The organism is Telluria sp. ZT3P25, assembly GCF_059685895.1.
In genome coordinates this window covers 3,887,505-3,910,334 of the sequence record NZ_JCASIJ010000001.1, presented here as the reverse complement: position 1 = coordinate 3,910,334, position 22,830 = coordinate 3,887,505, and the positions used below count along the sequence as shown (strand labels likewise).

General features: G+C 61.4%; 22 protein-coding genes and 1 tRNA gene. 7 read left to right on the top strand and 16 right to left on the bottom strand.

Features of this window, described 5'->3' with window-relative positions; all coding sequences use genetic code 11:
* Positions 1-70 precede the first annotated feature (70 nt).
* On the bottom strand, positions 71-670 hold the full coding sequence (locus AC56LY_RS17340; RefSeq protein WP_499581531.1) for a DUF4114 domain-containing protein: 600 nt from the start codon (positions 668-670) through the stop codon (positions 71-73).
* Between the two features lie 246 nt (positions 671-916).
* Here AC56LY_RS17340 and AC56LY_RS17335 point away from each other — a divergent pair, with 246 nt between their 5' ends.
* On the top strand, positions 917-1,831 hold the full coding sequence (locus AC56LY_RS17335; protein ID WP_499581529.1) for a LysR family transcriptional regulator: 915 nt from the start codon (positions 917-919) through the stop codon (positions 1,829-1,831).
* On the opposite strand, the gene AC56LY_RS17330 is transcribed toward AC56LY_RS17335, so the two are convergent.
* From AC56LY_RS17330 to hutC, 15 genes are all read right to left on the bottom strand, one after another.
* Positions 1,832-2,566 (bottom strand): SDR family oxidoreductase, encoded by a 735-nt coding sequence (locus tag AC56LY_RS17330; protein ID WP_499581527.1) that lies wholly within the window; start codon positions 2,564-2,566, stop codon positions 1,832-1,834.
* A 721-nt stretch (positions 2,567-3,287) separates the two neighbouring features.
* Positions 3,288-3,875 carry a hypothetical protein gene (locus AC56LY_RS17325; protein ID WP_499581526.1) on the bottom strand — a complete coding sequence of 196 codons (588 nt, stop codon included), beginning with the start codon at positions 3,873-3,875 and terminating at the stop codon, positions 3,288-3,290.
* Positions 3,856-4,227 (bottom strand): CHAP domain-containing protein, encoded by a 372-nt coding sequence (locus AC56LY_RS17320; protein WP_499581524.1) that lies wholly within the window; start codon positions 4,225-4,227, stop codon positions 3,856-3,858. Before AC56LY_RS17320 ends, AC56LY_RS17325 begins: the two co-directional genes overlap by 20 nt.
* A gap of 19 nt (positions 4,228-4,246) precedes the next feature.
* Complete coding sequence (locus AC56LY_RS17315; protein WP_499581522.1) at positions 4,247-4,438, bottom strand: hypothetical protein; 192 nt, start codon at positions 4,436-4,438, stop codon at positions 4,247-4,249.
* An 802-nt stretch (positions 4,439-5,240) separates the two neighbouring features.
* A complete protein-coding gene (locus tag AC56LY_RS17310; protein WP_499581521.1) occupies positions 5,241-5,729 on the bottom strand; it encodes a hypothetical protein in 489 nt (162 codons plus the stop codon).
* A gap of 220 nt (positions 5,730-5,949) precedes the next feature.
* Positions 5,950-6,330, bottom strand: coding sequence for a hypothetical protein (locus AC56LY_RS17305; RefSeq protein ID WP_499581519.1), 381 nt, complete (start codon positions 6,328-6,330; stop codon positions 5,950-5,952).
* Between the two features lie 333 nt (positions 6,331-6,663).
* Positions 6,664-7,152, bottom strand: coding sequence for a hypothetical protein (locus tag AC56LY_RS17300; RefSeq protein WP_499581517.1), 489 nt, complete (start codon positions 7,150-7,152; stop codon positions 6,664-6,666).
* Between the two features lie 699 nt (positions 7,153-7,851).
* Positions 7,852-7,936 (bottom strand) — tRNA-Leu (locus AC56LY_RS17295).
* 110 nt (positions 7,937-8,046) lie between these two features.
* Positions 8,047-8,514: a hypothetical protein gene (locus tag AC56LY_RS17290; RefSeq protein ID WP_499581515.1), complete on the bottom strand. Its 468-nt coding sequence runs from the start codon at positions 8,512-8,514 to the stop codon at positions 8,047-8,049.
* A 269-nt stretch (positions 8,515-8,783) separates the two neighbouring features.
* Positions 8,784-10,502: an ArnT family glycosyltransferase gene (locus AC56LY_RS17285; RefSeq protein WP_499581514.1), complete on the bottom strand. Its 1,719-nt coding sequence runs from the start codon at positions 10,500-10,502 to the stop codon at positions 8,784-8,786.
* Between the two features lie 140 nt (positions 10,503-10,642).
* A complete protein-coding gene (locus tag AC56LY_RS17280) occupies positions 10,643-10,912 on the bottom strand; it encodes a type B 50S ribosomal protein L31 (protein WP_499581512.1) in 270 nt (89 codons plus the stop codon).
* A 188-nt stretch (positions 10,913-11,100) separates the two neighbouring features.
* Positions 11,101-12,363: a transcription termination factor Rho gene (rho, locus tag AC56LY_RS17275; protein WP_183556196.1), complete on the bottom strand. Its 1,263-nt coding sequence runs from the start codon at positions 12,361-12,363 to the stop codon at positions 11,101-11,103.
* 148 nt (positions 12,364-12,511) lie between these two features.
* The gene (gene trxA / locus AC56LY_RS17270) at positions 12,512-12,838 is read right to left on the bottom strand and encodes a thioredoxin TrxA (RefSeq protein ID WP_482896324.1); all 327 of its coding nucleotides are present in this window, start codon (positions 12,836-12,838) and stop codon (positions 12,512-12,514) included.
* A gap of 233 nt (positions 12,839-13,071) precedes the next feature.
* The gene (locus AC56LY_RS17265; protein ID WP_499581510.1) at positions 13,072-13,476 is read right to left on the bottom strand and encodes a response regulator; all 405 of its coding nucleotides are present in this window, start codon (positions 13,474-13,476) and stop codon (positions 13,072-13,074) included.
* Positions 13,477-13,561: 85 nt separating this feature from the next.
* Positions 13,562-14,302, bottom strand: a complete 741-nt coding sequence (gene hutC, locus AC56LY_RS17260) for a histidine utilization transcriptional repressor HutC (protein WP_499581508.1) — start codon at positions 14,300-14,302, stop codon at positions 13,562-13,564.
* A gap of 124 nt (positions 14,303-14,426) precedes the next feature.
* Between hutC and ada the strand changes: the two genes are divergently transcribed.
* The 6 genes from ada (at position 14,427) to AC56LY_RS17230 (ending at position 22,830) form a co-directional block, all read left to right on the top strand.
* Positions 14,427-15,530, top strand: coding sequence for a bifunctional DNA-binding transcriptional regulator/O6-methylguanine-DNA methyltransferase Ada (gene ada, locus AC56LY_RS17255; protein ID WP_499581506.1), 1,104 nt, complete (start codon positions 14,427-14,429; stop codon positions 15,528-15,530).
* A 97-nt stretch (positions 15,531-15,627) separates the two neighbouring features.
* Positions 15,628-17,295 carry an amidohydrolase gene (locus AC56LY_RS17250; RefSeq protein ID WP_499581504.1) on the top strand — a complete coding sequence of 556 codons (1,668 nt, stop codon included), beginning with the start codon at positions 15,628-15,630 and terminating at the stop codon, positions 17,293-17,295.
* A 126-nt stretch (positions 17,296-17,421) separates the two neighbouring features.
* Positions 17,422-19,131 (top strand): urocanate hydratase, encoded by a 1,710-nt coding sequence (gene hutU, locus AC56LY_RS17245; RefSeq protein WP_499581502.1) that lies wholly within the window; start codon positions 17,422-17,424, stop codon positions 19,129-19,131.
* Positions 19,132-19,135: 4 nt separating this feature from the next.
* Complete coding sequence (hutH, locus tag AC56LY_RS17240; RefSeq protein WP_499581500.1) at positions 19,136-20,668, top strand: histidine ammonia-lyase; 1,533 nt, start codon at positions 19,136-19,138, stop codon at positions 20,666-20,668.
* An 18-nt stretch (positions 20,669-20,686) separates the two neighbouring features.
* Positions 20,687-21,475 (top strand): N-formylglutamate deformylase, encoded by a 789-nt coding sequence (gene hutG / locus AC56LY_RS17235; protein ID WP_499581498.1) that lies wholly within the window; start codon positions 20,687-20,689, stop codon positions 21,473-21,475.
* Complete coding sequence (locus tag AC56LY_RS17230; RefSeq protein ID WP_499581496.1) at positions 21,472-22,830, top strand: formimidoylglutamate deiminase; 1,359 nt, start codon at positions 21,472-21,474, stop codon at positions 22,828-22,830. Before hutG ends, AC56LY_RS17230 begins: the two co-directional genes overlap by 4 nt.

The following is a 22,830-nucleotide window of genomic DNA, read 5'->3' as shown; positions in this document are numbered from 1 at the left end:
CCTGTGCGTTTCACGAAGGTCAGGCAAGCATGCACGCATGCCACTTGCCTGACAACACAACACGCTTTCGTTATGCCTTGATGGCTTTCTTGCGACGGCTCAGACCGAGACCTGCGATACCCAGGCCAAGCAGGGCGATCGATGCAGGCTCAGGCACTTCGGTCGCGACATTTGAAAATACGAAGCTGATGTCGTTGTAATTGAAGTCGCCACCACGAGGCTTGTCTTCGAACGCAACATAGGTACCGGCGCTCAGACGGTCATCGCCTGCGTAATACGACGAATAGACATGGTTGGTCAGATCGCTGTTCAAATTCGTTTGCGAGTACCAAGGGCCGATGTTTCCTGGCTTGATATTCGACAACACAAACACCAGGACGTCGCCAGCGACAACGTTTCCGAAGTTGAAGGCTTGACCATACGCCGACGTCTTGTTATTCAAACCGAACAGACCGGTAGAAACACCATTGACCATCATGCCGACTTCGTTTTCATAGTCAGCTTTGGAGCCAGCAAAATAGCCGGTCAGATTGCCGGTCGTTGCTGCGGTGAAGCTGTACGTTGCAGTGTTTTGCGTACCGACTTGCGAATACAAAATCGGCGCGGCCTGAACGGCGCCACTTGTTGCCATAACGCCGGCTACTGCCAATGTCACAAAAATGCTTTTCATCACTATTCCTCAAAGTATTGGCTTGTCCTTTTAGTTAAGCAATAAATGGGCCAAAATGAGAATCGGTGAGAAATCAATGCCTTATGAGTATGGCTCTGATTGTGATCAAGGATAGTGTAATTATCTTCGACAAATCAAGGTCGGTGCGACCATCCGCTCTTGACCTGATCCCGCCGGCGGGCTCCGTGACAACTGACTCGCATAAATTTCATCGCCAATGTCATAGCGTCAATTAAACTGATCTATATGGCGAACAATTCTGATCCGTCTTTTGACGACTTGACGATCTTCCTGGCAGTTTGCGCCACAGGCGGTTTTCGCACCGCCGCGCGCCAGCTGGGACTATCACCGTCGCGCGTCAGCGAAACCATCACGCGCATTGAGAAGCAACTGGGCGTGCCACTACTGGCGCGCACGACGCGCAGCGTGATGCTGACCGAACCGGGACGCGTATTGGCCGAACGGATCGCGCCGCTCTTCGCCGAAACCCGTGCGGCGCTGGACGATTTGACGCTACCCGGCAAAGAAGTACGGGGACGGCTGAAACTCAATGTAACCGGTGCGGTCATGGTTGACATTCTGCCGCCCCTGATCGACCTGTATATGTTGCGCCATCCGGCGGTGCGGATCGAGATCGAGGTTGAAGACCGCCTCGTCGATATCACAGCTGCCGGCTGCGATGCCGGCATCCGCTACGGCGAGCACCTCGCACAGGACGTGATCGCGGTATCGATCGGTCCGGCTTTCCAGCAACTAGCGCTGGCAGCTGCACCGGCATATCTCTTGCGACGAGGTGTTCCCGCCCATCCGCGCGAATTGCTGCAGCACGACTGCGTGCGCATGCGCTTTTCGAGCGGCGCCCTGACAGCCTGGACCTTTACCAACGGTGAAGAAACAATAACGCTCGATCCAGTTGCCCGGCTGGTGGTGGGCGTCGACGCGGCGGCGGCGGCCATCGCCCTGGCCGCCGCCGGACATGGCTTGGTATGCACGTTCAAGAACTGGCTCGATGCGGATTTTGCGACCGGCAAACTGGTGCCTGTCTTGCAGGACTGGTGGACGCGGTTCGACGGTCCGCAGCTGTATTTTCCCAGCCGGCGCATGACTGCGCCACTACGCGCCTTCGTTGACCTGGTGGCCGAAGCACGGACGGCGGGTTGATTACCAGGCCACCGCCCCACACGCATCAACGAGTTTGCCATTCACCTGGTCATCCGCGAGCAGGGCGAGGCGCACCGGCACCTTTGCTGCTTCGTCAGTCGACAGATAACCAGTATGTCCGTTCAAATCCGTATTCACGTACCCCGGACAGGCGGCATTGACGACAATCCCCGTGCCGCGTAACTCTTCAGCCAGCTGCACTGTGAGCATGTTCAACGCGGCTTTTGAAGCGTTGTAGCCGATCAGGCGCGCCTTGTAATAGCGGTTGGCCGGGTCACTATTGACGGCCATCGAGCCGAGACTGCTCGACATGTTGACGATCCGGGCGCCCTGTGCCACTCGCAACAAAGGCAGCATTGCCTGTGTTACCGCAAGCGCACCAAAAAAATTTGTTTCGAACAGGCGTCGCGCGGCATCGATGGAAGCGCCGCTGGGTGCGCCGTCTCCAGAATCATTGATACCGGCGTTGTTGACGAGAATATCCAGGCGGCCGTGCTGCGCCTGGATTGTCGACGCCGCCAGCGTGATACTGGCCGCGTCCGTGACGTCGAGCTGGACGAAGTGGGCGTTCAGATTTTCGCCGCGCAGCAGATCGGCAGCTGCCTGGCCGCGTCCGGAATCGCGTGCGCCGACGACGACAGTGACACCGTTGGTGCCAAGTTGACGCGCGATATCCAGTCCGATGCCTTTGTTTGCACCTGTGACCAAGGCGATCTTGTTGATGTACTTTTCCATGACGCTCCTTGACGTTCAAAAACGTATGATCGGGCCAGAGGGGCGCATTTGATAAGCGGCTAATTCTTGAACACACTGATCGCTCTACCAATCAATGCTGAATTTTAAATTCTTTGTTCCTTACCTTGGTGGCTTTGGCACAGGGAGTAAGCGCACGGCCCCTTTGTTTTTGCGGTCTCTATTCGTAGCGGCGATGCCCACCGTTTGTCGCTCCAACGTGTTCTCACGTTAGCAATTGGGGTCAGGTATGACATTTGGAGATGGTCTCAGCTTTGCACGAGCCAAGTCAGAGTCCGGATTTGAATTTGGTGTTTTGCCTCGTCTTCAAAGCTAAGCGACGGTGTTTGGATGAGCCGATAATCACTCAGCGATGCCGTTGAAACACGAAAAAGTTTGACTACATTAGAGTTCGTGTCCAAATGTCAGACCAGACCCCAGAGATGAGACCCCAGAGATAGGCCACAGTGTGAGCAGTGAAGGGCGGGAGCTGGGGCGACGTTTGCGATTCGGTCGCCGGTTGAGGGGATTGGGCCGTTGGTGTCTGGTGATCCTGAAACTGGATAGCAAAAAACCGCGCTTCCTGGCAAGTGGCACGTCTACGCGCGTTGACGCTCTTTACGCACGACGGCTTCCGACAAGGTCATGTCGATTAGCAAGTGACTGCAGCGCGATGAAGCTCGAACCGGATCGAGGGGAAGGAGAGCTGATTGCTTCAGGAGAATCACCGCGTCGCTGCGCGGATCTCTTTGAGAGCATGCCGAACCTCTTCGAGCTGGGTCTCGACACTGATGCGTTGTTTGATCAGCTCTTGCCGAAGCGCATCTGCTCCGCCGTAAGCCTTCGTGAGCCGGACAGCGAAGTCCGCAGCAAGTCGCTGCATCATGTCAAACGGGAACTCGTCGTCGAAAACTCTCGCTGAGAAGAGTTGCCGCGCGTCGCCGTCCAGCACTTCGCACTTGTCCCCATTCACGCCAAGAATGAAACCGAAGCCTCCCGCCGTGTATTGCCGGTTAACGTTTGCTGGTTTCCTGTCGATATCGTATCCGTTGAGCAGATAGTACGTCCGCCCGGACGCATCGTTCGCTTTGGCGAAGACGAACCACACGCCGGAAATCTCATCGCTATCGTTCAGCGCATGGCATCCAGACGCCAGCTTGGCGGGAAGCGGCTCGAACTTTACCCGCTCGCGATCGTATTTCAAGCCCAACAGTGGCTCTTGAAGCATGCGGGGCGGCGGCGCGCCCAGGGCCGATGCGCATGCCAAAACGAGCAAAAACGGGGTGAGAAGCCTACGGACGGTAGAAGACATGTGGTGGCCTTTGCTTACGGTATTCCGCTCCGCCCCAAAAATCACGCTGCTTGAAGTCGGAGATCCAGATCCGGCCATCGAAGGCCGCGATGTGCCCTGAGACGCTCCCTTTGGGATCAGGTTGAATGACGACGATGTCTCCTTTCATCGGAATAAAGGTATCGGAATTCGCCACGTTCAGCCTGTGAAACCCTAGCCTCAGCAGTGTTGGGCCCCAGTTCTTGGCATCGATTGGGTGCGTGCCCCTGGCATGGGCACCGCCCGCTTCGAGGGCCTCCCGCACATACATCGCGCAACGGGCAATACTTCGCGGCCTGGCTTTCGTCTTGAGGTGGTGCGTGTAGCGTTCCATATCGACTGGCATGATGAAACTACCCGATCTTGTTCTGCGTAAGATCACACCCACTCAGCGTCTGACCACCAGCGCCGCCTCCGATCTTTTCCTTGCTGTATTTCCATTTCACCTTCGCAGACGTCGAGCAGACGTTCTCACGCAAGCGCAAGGCAGATTCAATGTACGGAATCACTTGGCTGTTCAACAGGTTTTTGAGCTTGATCTCCACATGTTTGAGCTCTTTATAGTCGCCTTCAGTACGCGTGAACTCTAACTTCGCCGTTGGAACGTAAGCGCTATTTTCCGACTTCCTTTATATTCCATTGGTTCGTAGATAAAGGTCGGTCGCCATGACTTCTCCTACCCATGTATTGAGAAAGCCATTCTTGCGCCTGCATGCGATTTCGTTTTTGGATTGCCTCAAGGAAATCTCACATGTAGTTCTTGTAGCTAGGTGGCTAGGTAGCTAGTCCCAAGTCTGACATTCGGACATAGTTTCAGCTATGAACGAGTCAAATCCAGACTCCAGGTTTTCGTTTTACCTCGGCTCCAATGCTTAGTGAGGCAGTTGGAAGAGCTGATACCTCTTTAGCTGCGCCCTTGAAAAAACGAGCGAGTTTGACTACATCAGAGTTGGTGTCAAAATATCAAACTTGACCGGCAGTGTGTGACCCGCGGTGTGTGCTGCAGAAGACCATGACCCCACAGTGACACGCGATTCGATTGCCGATAGGGTGCGTTGGGCTGACGGCGCTTGACGATGCGGAGTCCAGATAGCAAAAAACCCGCGCTTCCTCGGAAGATTGCGGGTTTTTAGCGTAATACGAATGCGTGATGGGAGTAGGTGGTGCCTCCGGCCGGAATCCTCATATATTTATAATCAATGAGTTATGTATTGATTGCGTAATCTGTGCGTAGTCGCTACGGCCCGTTTAAGAAGTGCAATGCGAGTCCATCATGCAACGCTGAGTGCTACCAACGCCTTCTTTCGACCCGAAGCAGACTTTCACCCGAGAATCAGAGCGATGACATCAGGTTGCTATTTTTTTAATTCGGTAGCTCATTTCTTCTGCAATCCCTGCATTGTCATCGGCCCAAAATTCTTTGATGACTTCGATGGCCTCAACCGTGCCAATTTTGGCTAGAGCATGACTGAACCATTTCGCGATCACCTCGTCATCAGAGCCGGTGTACACGAGGAAGCCAAACCCGCCTTCTAGTACAGAACGAATGTAGGGAACGCTCGATGGGCTTTTGAGCCTCTGAATCTCCATCGTCACTTCCTGATGCAGTTCGTGTCCAGGCGTAACGAGGAGGCTATTGAGGATATCAGCCTTGACCTCGGAGTCTTCTACGACACGGGTCATCGCTAGTAACGTGCGAGAGGCCTCCCAATCGCGCCCCCTAATTGCGGTAGCCATTTCGTTAACGATGTAGTTTCTGACGGTTGAGGATGTGATTCCCGCTATTTGATACTGCATGGCGATGTCATTCGTACATTCGTCGAGGAGCTTACGCAAATTTCTGTCCATGCTAAAAGTGCCTAATGCTCGTTAAGTTTAAGGTCCGCATCTGGCCGAACTCGGCCGTTCGGTCAGCTTAGCAGGTTGCCATGACGGAAAAGTCACGGACAGTCACGACAGGCCGGATTCGACCCAAAGCAGCCGGTCGCTACATGATTGCTGATTCCATTCGCACGAAACCAGAAGACTCACGTCGACCGTTACATGCATTCGCCTGCTAGTCTTCAGACCATGGCCACGTACTCAAGCATGATGAGGTGAGAAATACTTTAGTGGATATGACTTGAATTGCTTCAGCGAGGGCTAGTCTCTGCACTCGCTGCTTTACCGTCTCCAGATCCTGTTCAGTGGCTCCGCCGTCGAATCGCAACTCAAATGCAGCCGAACCGTGACCTGTCATGGAACGCATTTCAGCAAGACGTGACGTTCCGCTTAACAGCTTTTCTAATGGATTTGTTATCGTTGCTTCTACGCGTTCAGGCACCGGTTCGTTTACGAGGTATTGAACGGCCACCATAGGAAATGGCCCTTGGCAGGCGTCTGCAGCGCTGCTCCCTAGCAGCACTGCAGCAGAGAGCAAAAATTGTCGTTTAAGCATGAGTGCCTCGTGAGTATTGAGTGCTATACAGATTCGCGCCAGCGAATCGTTAACCCAAACGAGTCAGATGGCCCGATCAGCGACTCGATAGTCGGCTTTTGGCCGAACCCGGCCGTTCAGGCCAGCATAGCAGGTTGCCAGATTGAAAATCCAGCGGTGACCGTGAGAGGCAGGAACCAACCCAAAGCAGCCGTTGAATGAGGGCGAGACTCACCGTGATCGCGCATCGTAAATTATGTTAAATACCGTGGACGGCAGGTCGTGCGCTTGGGGCAAGATCCAGTACGAAAGGTCTGGTTTCGACCCAAACCGGACATTGCATTGACGCTGAACTTACCCGACTTGAGTCAAGAGCTTATCTGCATTTGCGGCATACAGACTGAAAAATTGCTCAAGCGATGTGGCGACCAAGATAGATGCCTTTCCGTCGAAGTAATCCACGTAGATGGCGCTTACTTCTTTACTAATCGGCTTCACACGGTAGACCCAAGATTCCAGCAAGTAGTCAGAGAACAGCACGCCAAACTCATTCGTTTCTGCCTTACGACCGTCAATTTCGGATAGGGACCAGAGACGCCAGAGATCACGGTCGTCGCTTTCCATGCCACCGATAGCGCTATAAAGCGTGATGAGGTCTTTCGACGGTTCAATTCCTGCTTCTAAAAAAGTTGAGCTTATTATCGCTTCGCCATACGGCGGCAACACGCCGATGTCAGCTGTACGCCATTTTCTGATGAGTGGTTCGAGAGATGAGTGCACTTGTCCTCCGCAGATTTCTTTAACAGTCCGCTTCTGACCGAACCCGGCCGTTCGGTCCAGCATAACAGGTTGCTAAGTCGAAAATCCAGAGGTGGCCGCGACCGGCCGGATTCGTCCCGAAGCGGACGTAGCCACTTTATGCTGACCGCCGACCTAGGTGACATCTTCTTTTGGTCGGAAAATTGGGGTCAGGAAAATTGGGGTCAGGTCTGACATTTGGACACAGACTCAACTTTGCACGAACCAAGTCAAAGTTCGGATTTAAATTTGATGTTTGCCTCATCTTCAAAGTTAAGCGACGGCATTGGAAGAGCCGATACTCACTCAGCGATGCCGTTGAAAGACGAACAAGTTTAATTGCATTAGAGCTCGTGTTCGAATGTCAACCAGACCTTAGAGCTTGTCCCCAAAGCCTTTTTAGAGTTCCTGTCTGAATGCAAGACCAAACCCTAGAGCCTTAGAAAATAGCCGATTGCCGAGCTGAAAATCCCGCAGCAAATGTGATAAGCAGGAGCCGATCCGAAGCATACGTTGTTACTTATTTGCGCTTAGGTGAATACAGGCTTCAGCTTCAACTCGACTATCATCAGGCGTCGGTTCATCGAGCCGCACGAGGGAACGCTCAGTGTCAGCCCTACAAGGCGGAGGCGGAAGCGTTGAAATAACGGCGTTTGATGATGCTGACGCCAGATAGCAAAAAACCCGCACTTCCTGGGAAGATTGCGGGTTTTTAGCGTAATACGAATGCTTGATGCGAGTAGGTGGTGCCTCCGGCCGGAATCGAACCGGCACGCCTTACGGCGCTTGATTTTGAGTCAAGTGCGTCTACCAATTCCGCCACAGAGGCCCAATCGCAGGCGGGCATCTTAGCACATCGATTGCTCAGCTGGCCAGTGCGCCGCGAAATTCGGTGTGAGGGCTGCCAGATCGATTCTTCGGCGGCAAACGACGACCCGCCTAACACGTCATCCGATGCTGCAACAACCGCAAGCTCCCCATCGGCCCGACGATCTCCAGCACATGCTCGCGCACTGCGACATCGATCGCGCCTTCCTGCCCGCGCAGCCAGGGGCGTGGACGGAAGTAGCGGATGCTGGTGCTGTCGGCGGCGGTGCGGCGGTAGCCAAGCGTTTCAAGGGCCTCGTCCAGCCGGTCGATCATCTGGTGAGCATCGATGCGGCTGCGCATTTCAAAGCGGCCCGGGCCCAGCATGCAGATGGGCAGCAGGCCGCCGATGACGGCGGGCACCACGAGGAACGGCATCGGCGTGTTGGGATCGATCATGTGCAGACCCAGTACCAGTAGTGGCAGCCCGGCCAGCAGCGTGAGCGCCCACGGCAGCGACTGACGCCAGGTGTCGATGCGCTGCAGGAAGCCAGGGCGTTTCCTGATACGCTCGATTTCAGAAAATGTCACGCTATTCATGGTGCTCTCCCCTGGCTGCCGGCATCAGTCCGTGTTCACGCTGATCAAGAAAACTGGTGCAATATCCAGCCGACTATTAGTTGATTCGTCATTGACTTGATCATTGTGACGAGCGCTCAGTGGCTGACGTTTGACTGCGCGCAAACACGCATTCGTTGAAGCCAGCTTCTCATAAAGACAACACTTGCCGCGCACAGGTGATTTTTGGCCAGTTCATCGGCCAACAACAAAAAAGCCGCACAGATGTGCGGCTTGGGAGAGGGAGGTGCTCAGGGCTTCTGGCGGAATAGCCGGAAGCGTTCGTCGCGGTCCGAAGCGCGCCGGCCTTCCCATAGCGGCACCGCGTCGCGCACGTTCCACTTGGGCAGCAGGGTGGCGTCGCGACGGTTGCGCAGGCTGTCTTGCAGCAGCACGTAGTCGCACTTGCCGCCGGCGAGCGTGACGAATGGCAGGCGGCCGTAGAAGGCCAGCGAGGCACGCTGGGCCGGGCCGACGTTGGTGGCGATGCAATTCGCGTCGGCCGGCAGGCGGGCGGCGATCTGCTGGGCTACGCCGGCGTAGCTCTTGCCGTAGTTGAGGTCGGGCAGGAACAGCGTCATCAACAGCACCCATAGCAGGATCAGACCGCCCGAGGACAGCACCACGGCGCGCCACAATACCGCCGGCTGGCGCGACAGGCGCCAGTGCACCAGCATGATCCAGCCGACGCTGGCACCGGCCGCCACGATGAAGGTGACCACGCCGATTTCGGGCGTAAAGCCTGGCACCAGCTTGAGCGCGTTCTTGGACAGCTGCGCCGGCCAGCCCGTCAGCTTGGCGACCCAGAACAGCCAGATGATCGCGCTCAGCATCGTCAGCACCATCACCGAGAACCAGTCGATGGCATTGATGGCGCCGCGCTTCATCGTCGGCAGGCCGAAGGCAGCCATCAGTGCCAGGGGCGGCAGCATTTTCAGGAAGTCGCTGTTTTCGGGCGACGGGTCGGCCAGCATTTGCAGCACCAGCGCCAGGAAGAAGAACACGGGCAGCACGATATGCAGCATCTGCTGGCGGCGCCAGGCCCAGATTGCCCACAAGGCGAATGGCCAGGCCGGCCAGAAGAACCAGATGCCGATCCGGAAGAAGGCTTTCAGCGCCGGCCAGCCGGGCAGGCCGATCTGGCGCGCGTTCCAGTCGAGCCAGTCGGCGACCGGCGACAGGCCATAGGGTTGCAATACCGTGGCCGGCACGATCCAGATCAGCGTGAGGCCGAAGCCGACACCGGCGGCAACGGCCAGGTCGCGCAGGGCGCGCGGTGTGGGCAGCTCAAGGTAGCGGGTACAGGCAAACAGCGCCACGATCAGTACCAGCGGCGGCAGGAAGCCTTGCGTGAGCGCCAGCGCCCCAAGGGCAAGGCCCACCAGCACCGCATTGCGCGTGCTGGCCAGTTCGACGTAGCGCACGGCGCGGTACAGGAAGAAGGCGAGCAGCGCGCCCTGCAGGGTCGCTGCGAGCGTCAGGTGGCTTTGCAGCAGCAGGCCCAGGCTGCCGAGGTAGATCAGGACGGCGGTATCGCCCAGCATGCGGCCGTAGTCGTCCGGCTCGGGCTGGCCGCCGAAGGCCAGGCGCAGCGGTTGCGCTTCGGCGCGCCGGCCCAGGTGGAAGGCGGTGTACCAGAGTGACATCGTGCCCAGCACGAAGATGCCGACCGTCGAGACGCGGGCAGCGAGCACGTCGCCCAGCAGCCAGCCGAACAGCTTGATGCACACGGCGCCGAGCCAGAACGCGAGCGGGCCTTCGTCCACGCTGGCCAGGCCCGCGATGTTCGGGTACAGCCAGTCGGCCAGCGTGCCATGCGCCATCGTCCACATGATGCCGAAGCTGGCGGCGTCTTCCTTCCACAGATCGCGGCCGATCAGGCCTGGCAGGATGTAGAACAGGCCCAGCGCAAGCAGCGCCCAGCGGGGCAGTGCGAGGGTGGCGGCGGCGGGAAGACGGACTGGTTTCATCGATAAGTCTGATGGCAGAAATGAGCGCGTAGTATAGCCGCGAAAAAAAAGAAGCCGGGTCAGCGGCTTCTTTTTTGAAGCCGGCAAAGCCGGCTGTCTGGCCAAAGCCGGTGAAGGCTTTGACGGTATTACATCGGCAATTAGCCGTTGGCGACCGAGGTCTTCGAGCCAACTGCGCCGAACTTCTGGCGGAATTTCTCGACGCGACCGGCGGTGTCGACGATCTTGTGCTTGCCGGTGAAGAACGGGTGCGATTCAGCCGACACCTCGATCTTGACCAGTGGGTATTCTTTGCCTTCGTGTTCGATCTTGTCGCGGGTGTTGATGGTCGAGCGCGTGATGAACTTGAAGTCGCACGACACGTCATGGAACACGACGTCGCGGTATTCTGGGTGAATTTCGTTTTTCATGGTCTTGCTTTCTATTGAGTTGGTAGCCAAACAGCACTTCGTCGGTCGTCTCGCTTCTTGACCCGATTGCCGATCACTTGCCAGGGTTGGGCAGAACCGGCGATTATAAATTGGTTTTCACCTTCCGGCAATGCCCAACAAAAAAGGCAGCCCGAAGGCTGCCTTTGCGCGTGCTGCGTTGCGGTGGCTTAGCCGCCGCGGCGCATCATGTCGAAGAATTCCACGTTGTTCTTCGTTGCGCGCATCTTGTCGAGGATGAACTCCATCGCTTCGATCTCGTCCATCGAGTACAGCAGCTTGCGCAGGATCCAGATCTTTTGCAGCTGGTCCGGCTTGATCAGCAGTTCTTCGCGACGGGTGCCCGATTTGTTCAGGTTGATCGACGGGTAGACGCGCTTTTCGGCCAAGCGGCGCTCGAGGTGCACTTCCATATTGCCGGTGCCCTTGAATTCTTCAAAGATCACGTCATCCATGCGCGAACCGGTTTCGATCAGCGCGGTCGCGATAATGGTCAGCGAGCCGCCTTCTTCGATATTACGGGCCGCGCCGAAGAAGCGCTTCGGACGCTGCAGCGCGTTGGCGTCGACACCACCGGTCAGGACCTTGCCCGAGGCAGGGATCACGGTGTTGTAGGCGCGCGCCAGGCGGGTGATCGAGTCCAGCAGGATCACGACGTCTTTTTTCATTTCGACCAGGCGCTTGGCTTTTTCCAGCACCATCTCGGCAACCTGCACGTGGCGGGTCGCTGGTTCGTCGAAGGTCGAGGCGACGACTTCGCCGCGCACCGAACGCTGCATCTCGGTCACTTCTTCCGGACGTTCGTCGATCAGCAGGACGATCAGCGTGACGTCGGGGTGATTGGCCGTGATCGCATGCGCGATGTGCTGCAGCATGACCGATTTGCCGGACTTTGGCGACGCCACCAGCAGGCCGCGCTGGCCTTTGCCGATCGGCGAAATCAGGTCGACGATGCGGCCGGTGATGTTTTCGGCGCCGTTCATGTCGCGCTCGAGGCGCAGCGGCTCGTTCGGGTGCAGCGGCGTCAGGTTCTCGAACAGGATGCGGTGCTTCGAGGCCTCTGGCGATTCGCCATTGACCTTGTCGACCTTGACCAGCGCGAAATAACGTTCGCCGTCTTTTGGCGTGCGTACTTCGCCTTCGATCGAGTCACCCGTATGCAAGTTGAAACGACGGATCTGCGACGGCGAGATGTAAATGTCGTCGGTTGAGGCCATATAGCTCGCGTCTGGCGAGCGCAGGAAACCGAAACCGTCCGGCAGCACTTCGAGAGCGCCGTCGCCGAAGATCTGCTCACCGCCTTTTGCGCGCTTTTTCAGGATTGCAAACATCAATTCCTGTTTGCGCAGGCGGGCTGCGTTGTCGATATCGAGGCCGATTGCCATTTCCAGCAGCGCGGAAACGTGCATCGCCTTCAGTTCAGATAAATGCATGTGTGTGGGTAACCCGTGACGGGTAAAAAAGGTAGGGGAGGGAACTGCGTGGGTTAATCAAGGCGGGAAGGTGGCAATGAGCCGTGGGCCCTCCCGGCCGGGAGGCGATGACGCGGGCGCGTCGTCGCCGCTTATTGTATCAGCTGAATCAGATGTTGCTGTCGATGAACGCGGTCAATTGACCTTTAGCCAGTGCGCCGACTTTTTGCGCAGCGACTTCGCCATTCTTGAACAGGATCAGGGTCGGGATGCCGCGGATGCTGAACTGGGCTGGAACAGCCTGGTTGGCGTCGACGTCCATCTTGGCGATCGTGATCTTGCCGCCGTATTCCTTGGCGACTTCTTCGAGGATCGGGGCAATCATCTTGCAAGGACCGCACCACTCGGCCCAGAAATCGACCAGCACCGGCAGCTCGGACTTGAGCACGTCGGATTCAAAGGATGCATCGCTGATGTGTTTGATGTTTTCGCTCATGGTTTCCTCAATAAGAGGTAATAACTGTGATTAACGCCTTGAGACAGGACATGGGGAACGTCTCTACCGGCTAGGGGGTATCTTCCTGTGCTGCTTAATATTGTTACTACACAATGGTGGAGGCACTGTGTGCGAATTTCAATATTGGAAGAACGGCTAGAGGGTGTCAGGCGGGGAATGAGGCGAATAATACCGCATTTTTTTGAAAAGTGTTTAGCCGCTTGTACAAAAATTCAACAAGCCAATGCCTCGCGCAACTGGTTTTGTTCGAGCGGCTTGCGAAACGACCCGACCACTTGCAGTCCCAGCGCGCGCGCCAGTTCGCCAGCCGCTTCGCGCACACCGTCTTCCAGCGCCGAGATCAGGATTACCTTGCCCTGATACCCTTGCGCCGCCGCAGCTTGCAGGAATTCGATGCCATCCATTTCCGGGAGCATCAGGTCGCAGATCAGGACAGCGGGCATGGCGTCATCCAGGCGCTGCAGCGCACGGCGCGCGTCGCTTTCGAGCACCACCGTGTGCGGTCCGCATGCAGTCAGCATTTCGCGCATTACTTCCAGCAGCAGCGGATCGTCGTCCAGCACCAGAACGTGCAGGGGCGCGTCCAGGGACGGTGCATCGGTAGCGTGCGATGGCATGGTCATACCCGGCGGAGAAGAGAATGGCGGGCCCGCCATATGGCCGGAGTGTGACATGGTTTGTTGTCTGTTTGCATGATTATTTTCAAACGCTGCCCGTGAAGCGGGCCAGATGGCCTGGATGCCATAACGTGGCCACCGAGGCAATCCGGCCGGCCGACGTCGTGCGCCGGTGCAGCACCAGGCACGGCGCGCCGGACGCGATGCCAAGACGCTGCGCCGTCTCGCTCGATGCCGGCAGTGCCTCGATGGCATAGGTCGCGCCCTGCAGCGGCGCACTTACCATCAGGTGTTCATTGGGCGTGATGCTGGAAAAATCCTGTTCCAGGTAGGCCGGGGCGCAGGCCGGATTCACCCAGCGGTCTTCAAACTGGATCGGCACGTCGTTGTCAAAGTGGACGATCAGCGAGTGGTACAGCGTGCTGCCGGCGTCGAGGTTGAATTCGGCGGCCAGCGTATCGTCTGCTACGCCGGCTTCGAGCACCAGCACGCGGCTGGTGTGCTGCCTGCCGCGTTCACGGATCTCGTCGGCGATGTTGCGGATCTCGACCAGCGTGGCCTGGTACTTCTGCGGCGCGACATACGTGCCCGAGCCCTGGCGCCGTACCAGGACCTGTTCGGCGGTGAGCTCGCGCACGGCGCGGTTGACCGTCATGCGCGAGACGCCGAACAGGCGCACCAGCGCCTGTTCGGACGGTACCAGGTCGCCTTCCTTCCAGCGCCCGGTCGCGATTTCGCCGACCAGGTAGTCCTTGATCTGACGGAAAATGGGTGCTTTGTCCGGGGTGCTTTCTTGCAGATGATCGTGGGTGATCCGTGGGTCCAAGCTGTTCTCCGAGATGACGGCCTGTCTGACCTGACCAGATTCTAGCATTCGATTCGAAAGCAAGACCCGGTGTGCATAGCACCAGGCATGGCGCTACGATAGGCTTGCCGCCTGACCCATGGAGATGAACATGACCAACCCCACCGATGCCGCAGCCGATGCCGGCGCCGACAGCGCCGATCTGCGCTGGGCCGCCGTACAGCAGCGCGACCCGGCCTTCGACGGCCGCTTCGTGTATTCGGTGCGCACCACCGGCGTGTATTGCCGGCCATCGTGCCCGTCGCGCGCGGCGCGGCGCGCCAACGTGGCCTTCCATGCGGGCCCGGATGCTGCCGAAGCGGCCGGCTTTCGGCCCTGCCTGCGCTGCGCGCCGCACTTGCCGCCGCTGGCCCAGCGCCAGCGCGACGCCGTTGCGCGGGTGTGCCGCCTGATCGATGCCGCCGATGAAGCGCCGGACCTCGACAGCCTGGCACAGGCAGCCGGCATGAGCCGCTTTCACTTCCACCGCGTGTTCAAGGCGCAGACGGGGATCACGCCGAAAGCGTATGCGGCGGCGCGGCGCGGCGAGCGCGTACGGCGCGGGCTGGCGCAGGGCGCGCCGGTACTCGATGCGTTGTTCGACGCCGGCTACGGCTCCAGCACGCGCTTCTATGCGGGCGCGCAGGCGGTGCTGGGGATGGCGCCGGCGCACTACCGGGCCGGCGGGCGCGGTGAGACGATCCGCTTTGCCATCGGGCAGTGCTCGCTGGGTGCGATCCTGGTCGCGGCGACCGGGCGCGGGATCTGCGCGATCCTGATCGGCGATGCGCCGGCGCCGCTGCTGGACGATCTGCAGGCGCGCTTTCCGCACGCCGCGCTGGAAGGCGCCGATGCGGCGTTCGGGCAGACCGTGGCGCAGGTGATCGGGCTGGTCGAAGCGCCGCGTATCGGTCTCGAGTTGCCACTGGACGTGCGCGGTACGGCCTTCCAGCAGCGCGTGTGGCAGGCGCTGCGCAGCATTCCGGCCGGGCGCACGGTCAGCTACGCCGAACTGGCCGTCATCGTCGGCGTGGCCGGCGGCGCGCGCGCCGTGGCCGGGGCCTGCGCAGCCAATCCGGTAGCGGTCGCGATTCCCTGCCACCGCGTGGTGCGCACCGGCGGGGCGCTGTCCGGTTATCGTTGGGGCATTGAGCGCAAGCGCACGCTGCTCGAACGGGAACAAGAGCAGGCAGCATCCAGGCCGGATTGAACGGACGCCGGTGCTATGCCGGGCATGCAAATTTCGATACACTCTGCCGAGCTGCGCCCACGAGGCGCGGGATCCCAACCGACGGAGAAAACCACGCATGCGCGCCCGCTTGACCCCCTTGTGTTCCCTGATCGTTCTGGCCGTTGCCGGCAACCTGCCAGCCCACGCCGCGACCCTGATCGACAACGCCAACGGCTATACCCTCAACACCAAGGGCGACCTGGTGCAGTTCACCGCGCTCGCCTTTGACGACGCGGGCCGCATCATCGCCGTGGGCGCCAGCGCGGATGTCGCGGCCAAGGCGCCGCAAGCCAAACGCATCGACATGAAAGGCCGCACGCTGCTGCCCGGCCTGATCGACGCCCACGGCCACGTGTTCGGCCTGGGCCAGCAACTGACGCAGCTCGACCTGTTCAACAGCACGTCGCTGGCCGGCGCGCTCAAGTCGATCGGTGAGTATGCGGGCGCCAATCCGGGGCACCCATGGCTGCGCGGGCGTGGCTGGAACCAGGAAAACTGGAAGCTGGGGCGCTTCCCCACCGCGGCCGAACTCGACGCCGTCGTCAGCGACCGGCCGGTGTGGCTCGAACGCGTCGACGGCCACGCCGGCTGGGCCAACAGCCGCGCGCTGGCGCTGGCCGGCATCACGAAAGCCACGCCGGACCCGGTCGGCGGCAAGATCGTGCGCGACGCGAATGGCGAAGCGACCGGCGTCCTGGTCGATACCGCGCAGGAGTTGCTGACCAAAGTGCTGCCAGCGCAGACCGAGGCCGAATCGCGCACGATGCTCGATCGCGCCCTGGGCGAACTGGCGCGCGTGGGCCTGACCAGCGTGCACGACGCCGGCGTGGACGTGACCCAGGACCGCCTGTACCGCGCCTACGCCGATGCGGGCAAGTTGACGACGCGCGTGTACGGCATGATCGGCGGCGCCGGCGCGGACTTCGATGTGCTGGCCAAGAACGGCCCGCTGAACGACTACGGCAACGGCATGTACGCACTGCGCGCCGTAAAGCTGTATTCGGACGGCGCGCTGGGCAGCCGCGGCGCGGCGCTGATCAAGCCGTACAGCGATGACGCGCATTCGCACGGCCTGCTGTTCTTCAAGAGCGGGCAGATGGACACCATGATGACCAAGGCAATGCGCCGCGGTTACCAGGTCAATGTGCATGCCATTGGCGACGCCGGCAACAAGCAGATCCTCGACATCTACCAGAAAGAAGTCTCCGCAACCAAGAGCAGCGCGCAGCGTCACCGCATCGAGCACGCGCAGGTCGTGCAGCCAGGCGACATCCCGCGCTTCAAGTCGATCGGCATCATCCCGTCGATGCAGCCGACCCACGCGACGTCGGATAAAAACATGGCCGAGACCCGCGTCGGCCCTGAGCGCATCAAGGGCGCGTATGCCTGGCGCACCTTCCTGCACCAGGGCTCACGCATCGCCTGCGGCTCGGACTTCCCGGTCGAAGCACCGAACCCGTTCTTCGGCCTGCACGCGGCGGTCACGCGCCAGGATGCGCAGGGCCAGCCGGTGGCCGGCTGGTACCCGAACCAGGCGATGTCGTTGAAGGAAGCATTCCGCTGCTTCACACTCGACGCTGCATACGCCGGGCACCGTGAAGACAGCCTCGGCTCGCTCGAAACGGGCAAGCAGGCCGACTTCATCATCATCGACCAGGACTTGTTCAAGATGCCGACGTACGACATCCACAAGACCGGTGTGCTCGAAACCTGGGTGGCGGGCAAACAGGTCTTCAAAAAGTAATCCAGTGGGGTTGTATAGACAACCTGAATGCGGTAGGGTGGACGGATTCTCCGTCCACGCGGTGATGGTTGGCAGCCACCCATCCGGCAAGCAAGCGGAGCTCATCCCTGACCCGAAGGAGCCGCCATGTCCCAAGATGCCAGTCTCATCGACGATCCCCGCTTCGACCCTTCGCGCGTGGTCCAGGCCCCACGCGGCACGACGCTCAGTTGCAAGAGCTGGCTGACCGAAGCGGCCTACCGCATGATCCAGAATAACCTGGACGCCGAGGTCGCGGAAAACCCGCAGCGCCTCGTCGTCTACGGCGGTATCGGCCGCGCAGCCCGCAACTGGGCCTGCTACGACCAGATCCTGGCCAGCCTGCGCGAGCTCGATGACGACCAGACCCTGTTGATCCAGTCCGGCAAGCCGGTCGGCGTATTCCAGACCCACCCGGACGCCCCGCGCGTGCTGCTGGCAAATTCCAATCTGGTGCCCAAGTGGGCCGACTGGGCGCACTTCAACGAACTCGATCGCCGTGGCCTGTTCATGTACGGCCAGATGACGGCCGGCAGCTGGATCTATATCGGCACGCAGGGCATCGTGCAGGGCACCTACGAAACCTTTGCCGAAGCAGGGCGCCAGCACTTTGGCGGCGACATGCTCGGGCGCTGGATCCTGACGGCGGGCCTGGGCGGCATGGGCGGCGCCCAGCCGCTGGCCGCGAGCTTCGCCGGCGCCGTGTCGCTGACCGTCGAATGCCAGCAGAGCAGCATCGATTTCCGGCTGCGCACGCGCTACCTCGACAAGCAGGCGCGCGACATCGACGAGGCGCTGGCGATGGTGCAGCATCACACGGCGCAGCGCGAGGCCGTCTCCATTGGCCTGCTCGGCAACGCGGCCGACGTGCTGCCCGAACTGGTGCGCCGCGCCCGTGCCGGCGGCATCAAGCCCGACCTGGTCACTGACCAGACCTCGGCCCATGACCTGATCAACGGCTATCTGCCGAGCGGCTGGAGCGTGGCCGAATGGCAGGCCGCTCAGCGTGACCCGGCGCAGCACGCGCGCCTGACGCGCGACGCGGCGGCATCCTGCGCGCAGCACGTGCGCGCGATCCTCCACTTCAAGGCCATGGGCTGCCACGCGGTCGACTATGGCAACAACATCCGCCAGGTGGCCAAGGATGAAGGCGTGCAGGATGCCTTCGACTTTCCCGGCTTTGTGCCAGCGTATATCCGGCCGCAGTTCTGCGAAGGGCGCGGGCCATTCCGCTGGGTGGCGCTGTCGGGCGACCCGGACGACATCTACAAGACAGATGCGAAAATCAAGGAACTGTTCCCGCACGACGCGCGCGTGCACCGCTGGCTCGACATGGCGCGTGACCGCATCGCGTTCCAGGGCCTGCCGGCGCGCATCTGCTGGCTGGGCCTGGGCGAGCGCCATCTGGCGGGCCTGGCTTTCAACGAGATGGTGCGCACGGGCGAACTGAAAGCGCCGATCGTCATCGGGCGCGATCACCTCGACACCGGCTCGGTCGCCAGCCCGAATCGCGAAACCGAAGCGATGCGCGACGGGACCGATGCCGTATCCGATTGGCCGCTGCTCAATGCGCTGCTCAACACGGCCGGCGGCGCGACCTGGGTCTCGCTGCACCATGGCGGCGGCGTGGGCATGGGCTATTCGCAGCACTCCGGCGTCGTCATCGTGGCCGACGGCACCGACGCCGCCGCGAAACGCCTGGCGCGGGTGCTGGTCAACGACTGCGGCTCGGGCGTCATGCGTCACGCCGACGCCGGCTACGACACCGCCATCGACTGCGCCCGGCGCAATGGCCTCAATCTTCCGATGATCAAATAAATCCATGAACGAATTCATTCTGCAACCCGGCCAGCTGACCCTGGGCGACCTGCGCGCCGCCTGGAGCGCGCACGCACCATTGACCCTGGCCCTTGATGCCTGGCGCGACATCGCCGCCTCCAGTGCGGCCGTCGACGCCATCGTCGCCAAGGGCGATCCGGCCTACGGCATCAACACGGGCTTCGGCATCCTGGCCAAGGCCCATATCCCGGTCGAGCAACTGGCCACGCTGCAGCGCAACCTGATCCTGTCGCATGCGGTGGGCACGGGGCCGCTGATCGACGACCAGATTGTCCGCCTGATCCTGCTGACCAAGATCGGCAGCCTGGCGCGCGGCTACTCGGGCGTGCGCCCGCTCATCGTCGAGACGCTGATTGCGCTGTACAACGCGAACATTATGCCGGCCATTCCCGTGCAGGGCTCGGTCGGCGCGTCGGGCGACCTGGCGCCGCTGGCGCACATGACGCTGGCGATGCTCGGCGTGGGCCAGGTGCGTCACAACGGCGTGCTGGTCGACGCCGTCGACGCGCTGGCGGCGGCCGGCATCGCGCCGGTCGTGCTGGGCGCAAAAGAGGGCCTGGCGCTGATCAACGGCACCCAGGTCTCGACCGCGCTGGCGTTGCACGGCCTGTTCCTGGCCGAGCGCCTGCTCGAAGCGGCGATGGTCACCGGCGCGCTGTCGGTCGATGCCGCGCGTGGCAGCGATGCACCGTTCGATGCCCGCATCCATGCGGTGCGCGGGCAGCCGGGCCAGATCGCGGCAGCGGCCATCTACCGCGAATTGGTGGCCGGCAGCGCGATCCGCGCCTCGCACCTGGTGGGCGACGAGCGCGTGCAGGACCCGTACAGCCTGCGTTGCCAGCCGCAGGTGATGGGCGCCGTGATGGACCTGATCGGCAATGCCGGCCGCACGCTGCTGATCGAGGCGAATGCCGTCACCGACAATCCGCTGCTGTTCGACGATGGCGTCATCCTCTCGGGCGGTAACTTCCATGCCGAGCCGGTGGCGTTTGCCGCCGATTCGCTGGCCCTGGCCATCGCCGAGATCGGCGCGCTGGCTGAACGCCGCATCGCGCTGCTGATCGATGCCAACCTGTCCGGCCTGCCGGCCTTCCTCGTGCGCGAGCCGGGCCTGAATTCCGGCTTCATGATCGCGCACGTGACGGCGGCGGCGCTGGCGTCCGAAAACAAGTCGCTGGCCCATCCCGCCAGCGTCGACAGCCTGCCGACGTCGGCCAACCAGGAAGACCATGTCAGCATGGCCACCTTCGCGGCGCGCCGTCTTCACCAGATGGCGCACAATACCTGCGTGATCGTCGGCATCGAGCTCTTGGCCGCGTGCCAGGGCATCGAGTTCCACCGGCCGTTGCGCAGTTCGCAGACGCTGGAATCGGTCCACGCGCAGCTTCGCGAGCAGGTCGCGCCATATGATGCTGACCGCTTCTTTGCGCCAGACATCGAAGCAGCGCGCACGATGGTGTGGCAGGGCGCGTTGTCGGCCTCGTGCAAGGCGCTGTTTGCGGCGCTGCATCCGTAAATCGACCAGGGAGTTGCGATGGAATTCCGGTTCAAGGCAGGCAGGCTTCCCATGCTGGTATCGATGCCGCATGCGGGCACCGATATTCCCGATGAGGTAGCGCACACGCTGGCGCCGTGCGCCGCCGCGCGCGCCGACACCGACTGGCACTTGCCCGAACTGTACGGCTTCCTCGAAGAGATGGGCATCTCGACCATCTCGGCGCGCTGGTCGCGCTACCTGATCGACCTGAATCGCCCGCCCGAAGACACGAACCTGTATCCGGGCCTGGATACCACCGGCCTGTGCCCGCTCGACACCTTCGGGCGCGAGCGCCTGTACCGCGATGGCATGGAACCCGACGGGGCCGAGGTGCAGCGGCGCCTGGCGCGCTACTGGCAGCCGTACCACGCGCAGTTGCGCGCGGAGCTCGATCGGCTGAAGATGGAGCACGGGCGCGTGGTGCTGTGGGATGCGCATTCCATCGCCTCCGTTGTCCCGCGCTTTTTCGAGGGCACGCTGCCCGACCTGAACTTCGGCACGGCCGAAGGCACCTCCTGCGCGCCGGGGCTGGAAGCCGCGGTGCTGGACGTGGCGCGCACGCAGGAGCGCTTTTCGCTCGCGCTCAACGGCCGCTTCAAGGGCGGCCACATCACGCGCCACTACGGCCAGCCGGCATCTGGCGTGCATGCGATCCAGCTCGAGAAATGCCAGTACCTGTACATGAACGAAGCGCCGCCGTTCGAGTACCGGCCAGCGGTTGCCGCGACGCTGCAGCCACTGCTGCGCGACATGGTCAAGGCCGCCGTCGACTGGGTGCGGCCATGACAGCGCTGTTCGCGCGCCACGCGCTGCTGCCGCAGGGCTGGCAGCGCGACGTGCTGCTCGAATGGGACAGCGGGGGTGACCTGACGCAGGTGGCGCCCGGCGCGCGCCCGCCCCTGAACGTGGCGCGCGCCGAGTACGTGCTGCCTGGGATGGTCAATCTGCACTCGCACGCGTTCCAGCGCGCGCTGGGCGGCCTGACCGAAACAGGCAGCGAAGGGCCGGACAGCTTCTGGACCTGGCGCGACCTGATGTACCGCTTCGCCGCGCGCATCACGCCGGAACAGATCGAAGCCATCGCCGCGCAGCTGTTTGCCGAATGCCTGCGCCATGGCTACACGTCGGTCTGCGAATTTCATTACTTGCAGCGCGCTGCCGATGGCGCCAGCTATGCGCGGCCTGCCGAAACCGCCGAGCGCGTGGCCGCCGCCGCGCAACTGGCCGGGATGGGCGTGACGCTGCTGCCGGTGCTGTACAGCCATGCCGGGTTTGGCGCGCAACCGCTCACGCCGGTCCAGGCGCGCTTTCGCACGGACGTCGACGACGTGCTGGGCATCGCCGAAGCATTGGCGCCGCTGCGGGGTGGCCAGCTCGAAGTGGGCGCCGCGCCGCACTCGCTGCGCGCGGCCGGCATCGATGCGATCCGCGCGCTGGCGGCCGGCTTGCCCGCCGCGCGGCCGCTGCACATCCACATCGCCGAGCAAGAGGCCGAGGTGGCGCAGTGCATCGCGCACACGGGCCAGCGGCCCGTTGCCTACCTGTTCGACCAGCTCGCGCCTGATGAACGCTGGTGCCTCGTGCACGCCACGCACCTGGACGCGGCCGAAGTGACGGCACTGGCGGGTAGCGGTGCCGTTGCCGGCCTGTGCCCGACCACCGAGGCGAATCTGGGCGACGGCCTGTTTCCGCTGGCGCCGTACATCGCCGCCGGCGGGCGCTTCGGCATCGGCAGCGACAGCCATGTATCGCAGAGCCCCGTCGAAGAATTGCGCTGGCTCGAATACGGCCAGCGCCTGCAGCACCGGCAGCGCAATGTGGCGCACGTGCCAGCGCAGCGCAGTGTCGGCGACTTTTTGTGGCAAGCTGCGTTGGCTGGCGGCGCGCAAGCCACTGGCCGGCGCGTCGGCGCACTGGCGGCAGGGCGGCGTGCCGACCTGTTGGTGCTGGATGCCCAGCATCCGAACCTCGACGGCGTGGACCACGCCGAGGTCCTTGGTCGCATGGTATTTTGTGGTAACGATAACCTCGTGCGCGACGTGCTGTGCGGCGGACGCTGGGTAGTCCAAAGCGGCCGCCACCGGGCGCAGGAGGCGATTGCCTCGCGTTACCGCCAGGCGCTCCGGGATTTGCGTTCTTAG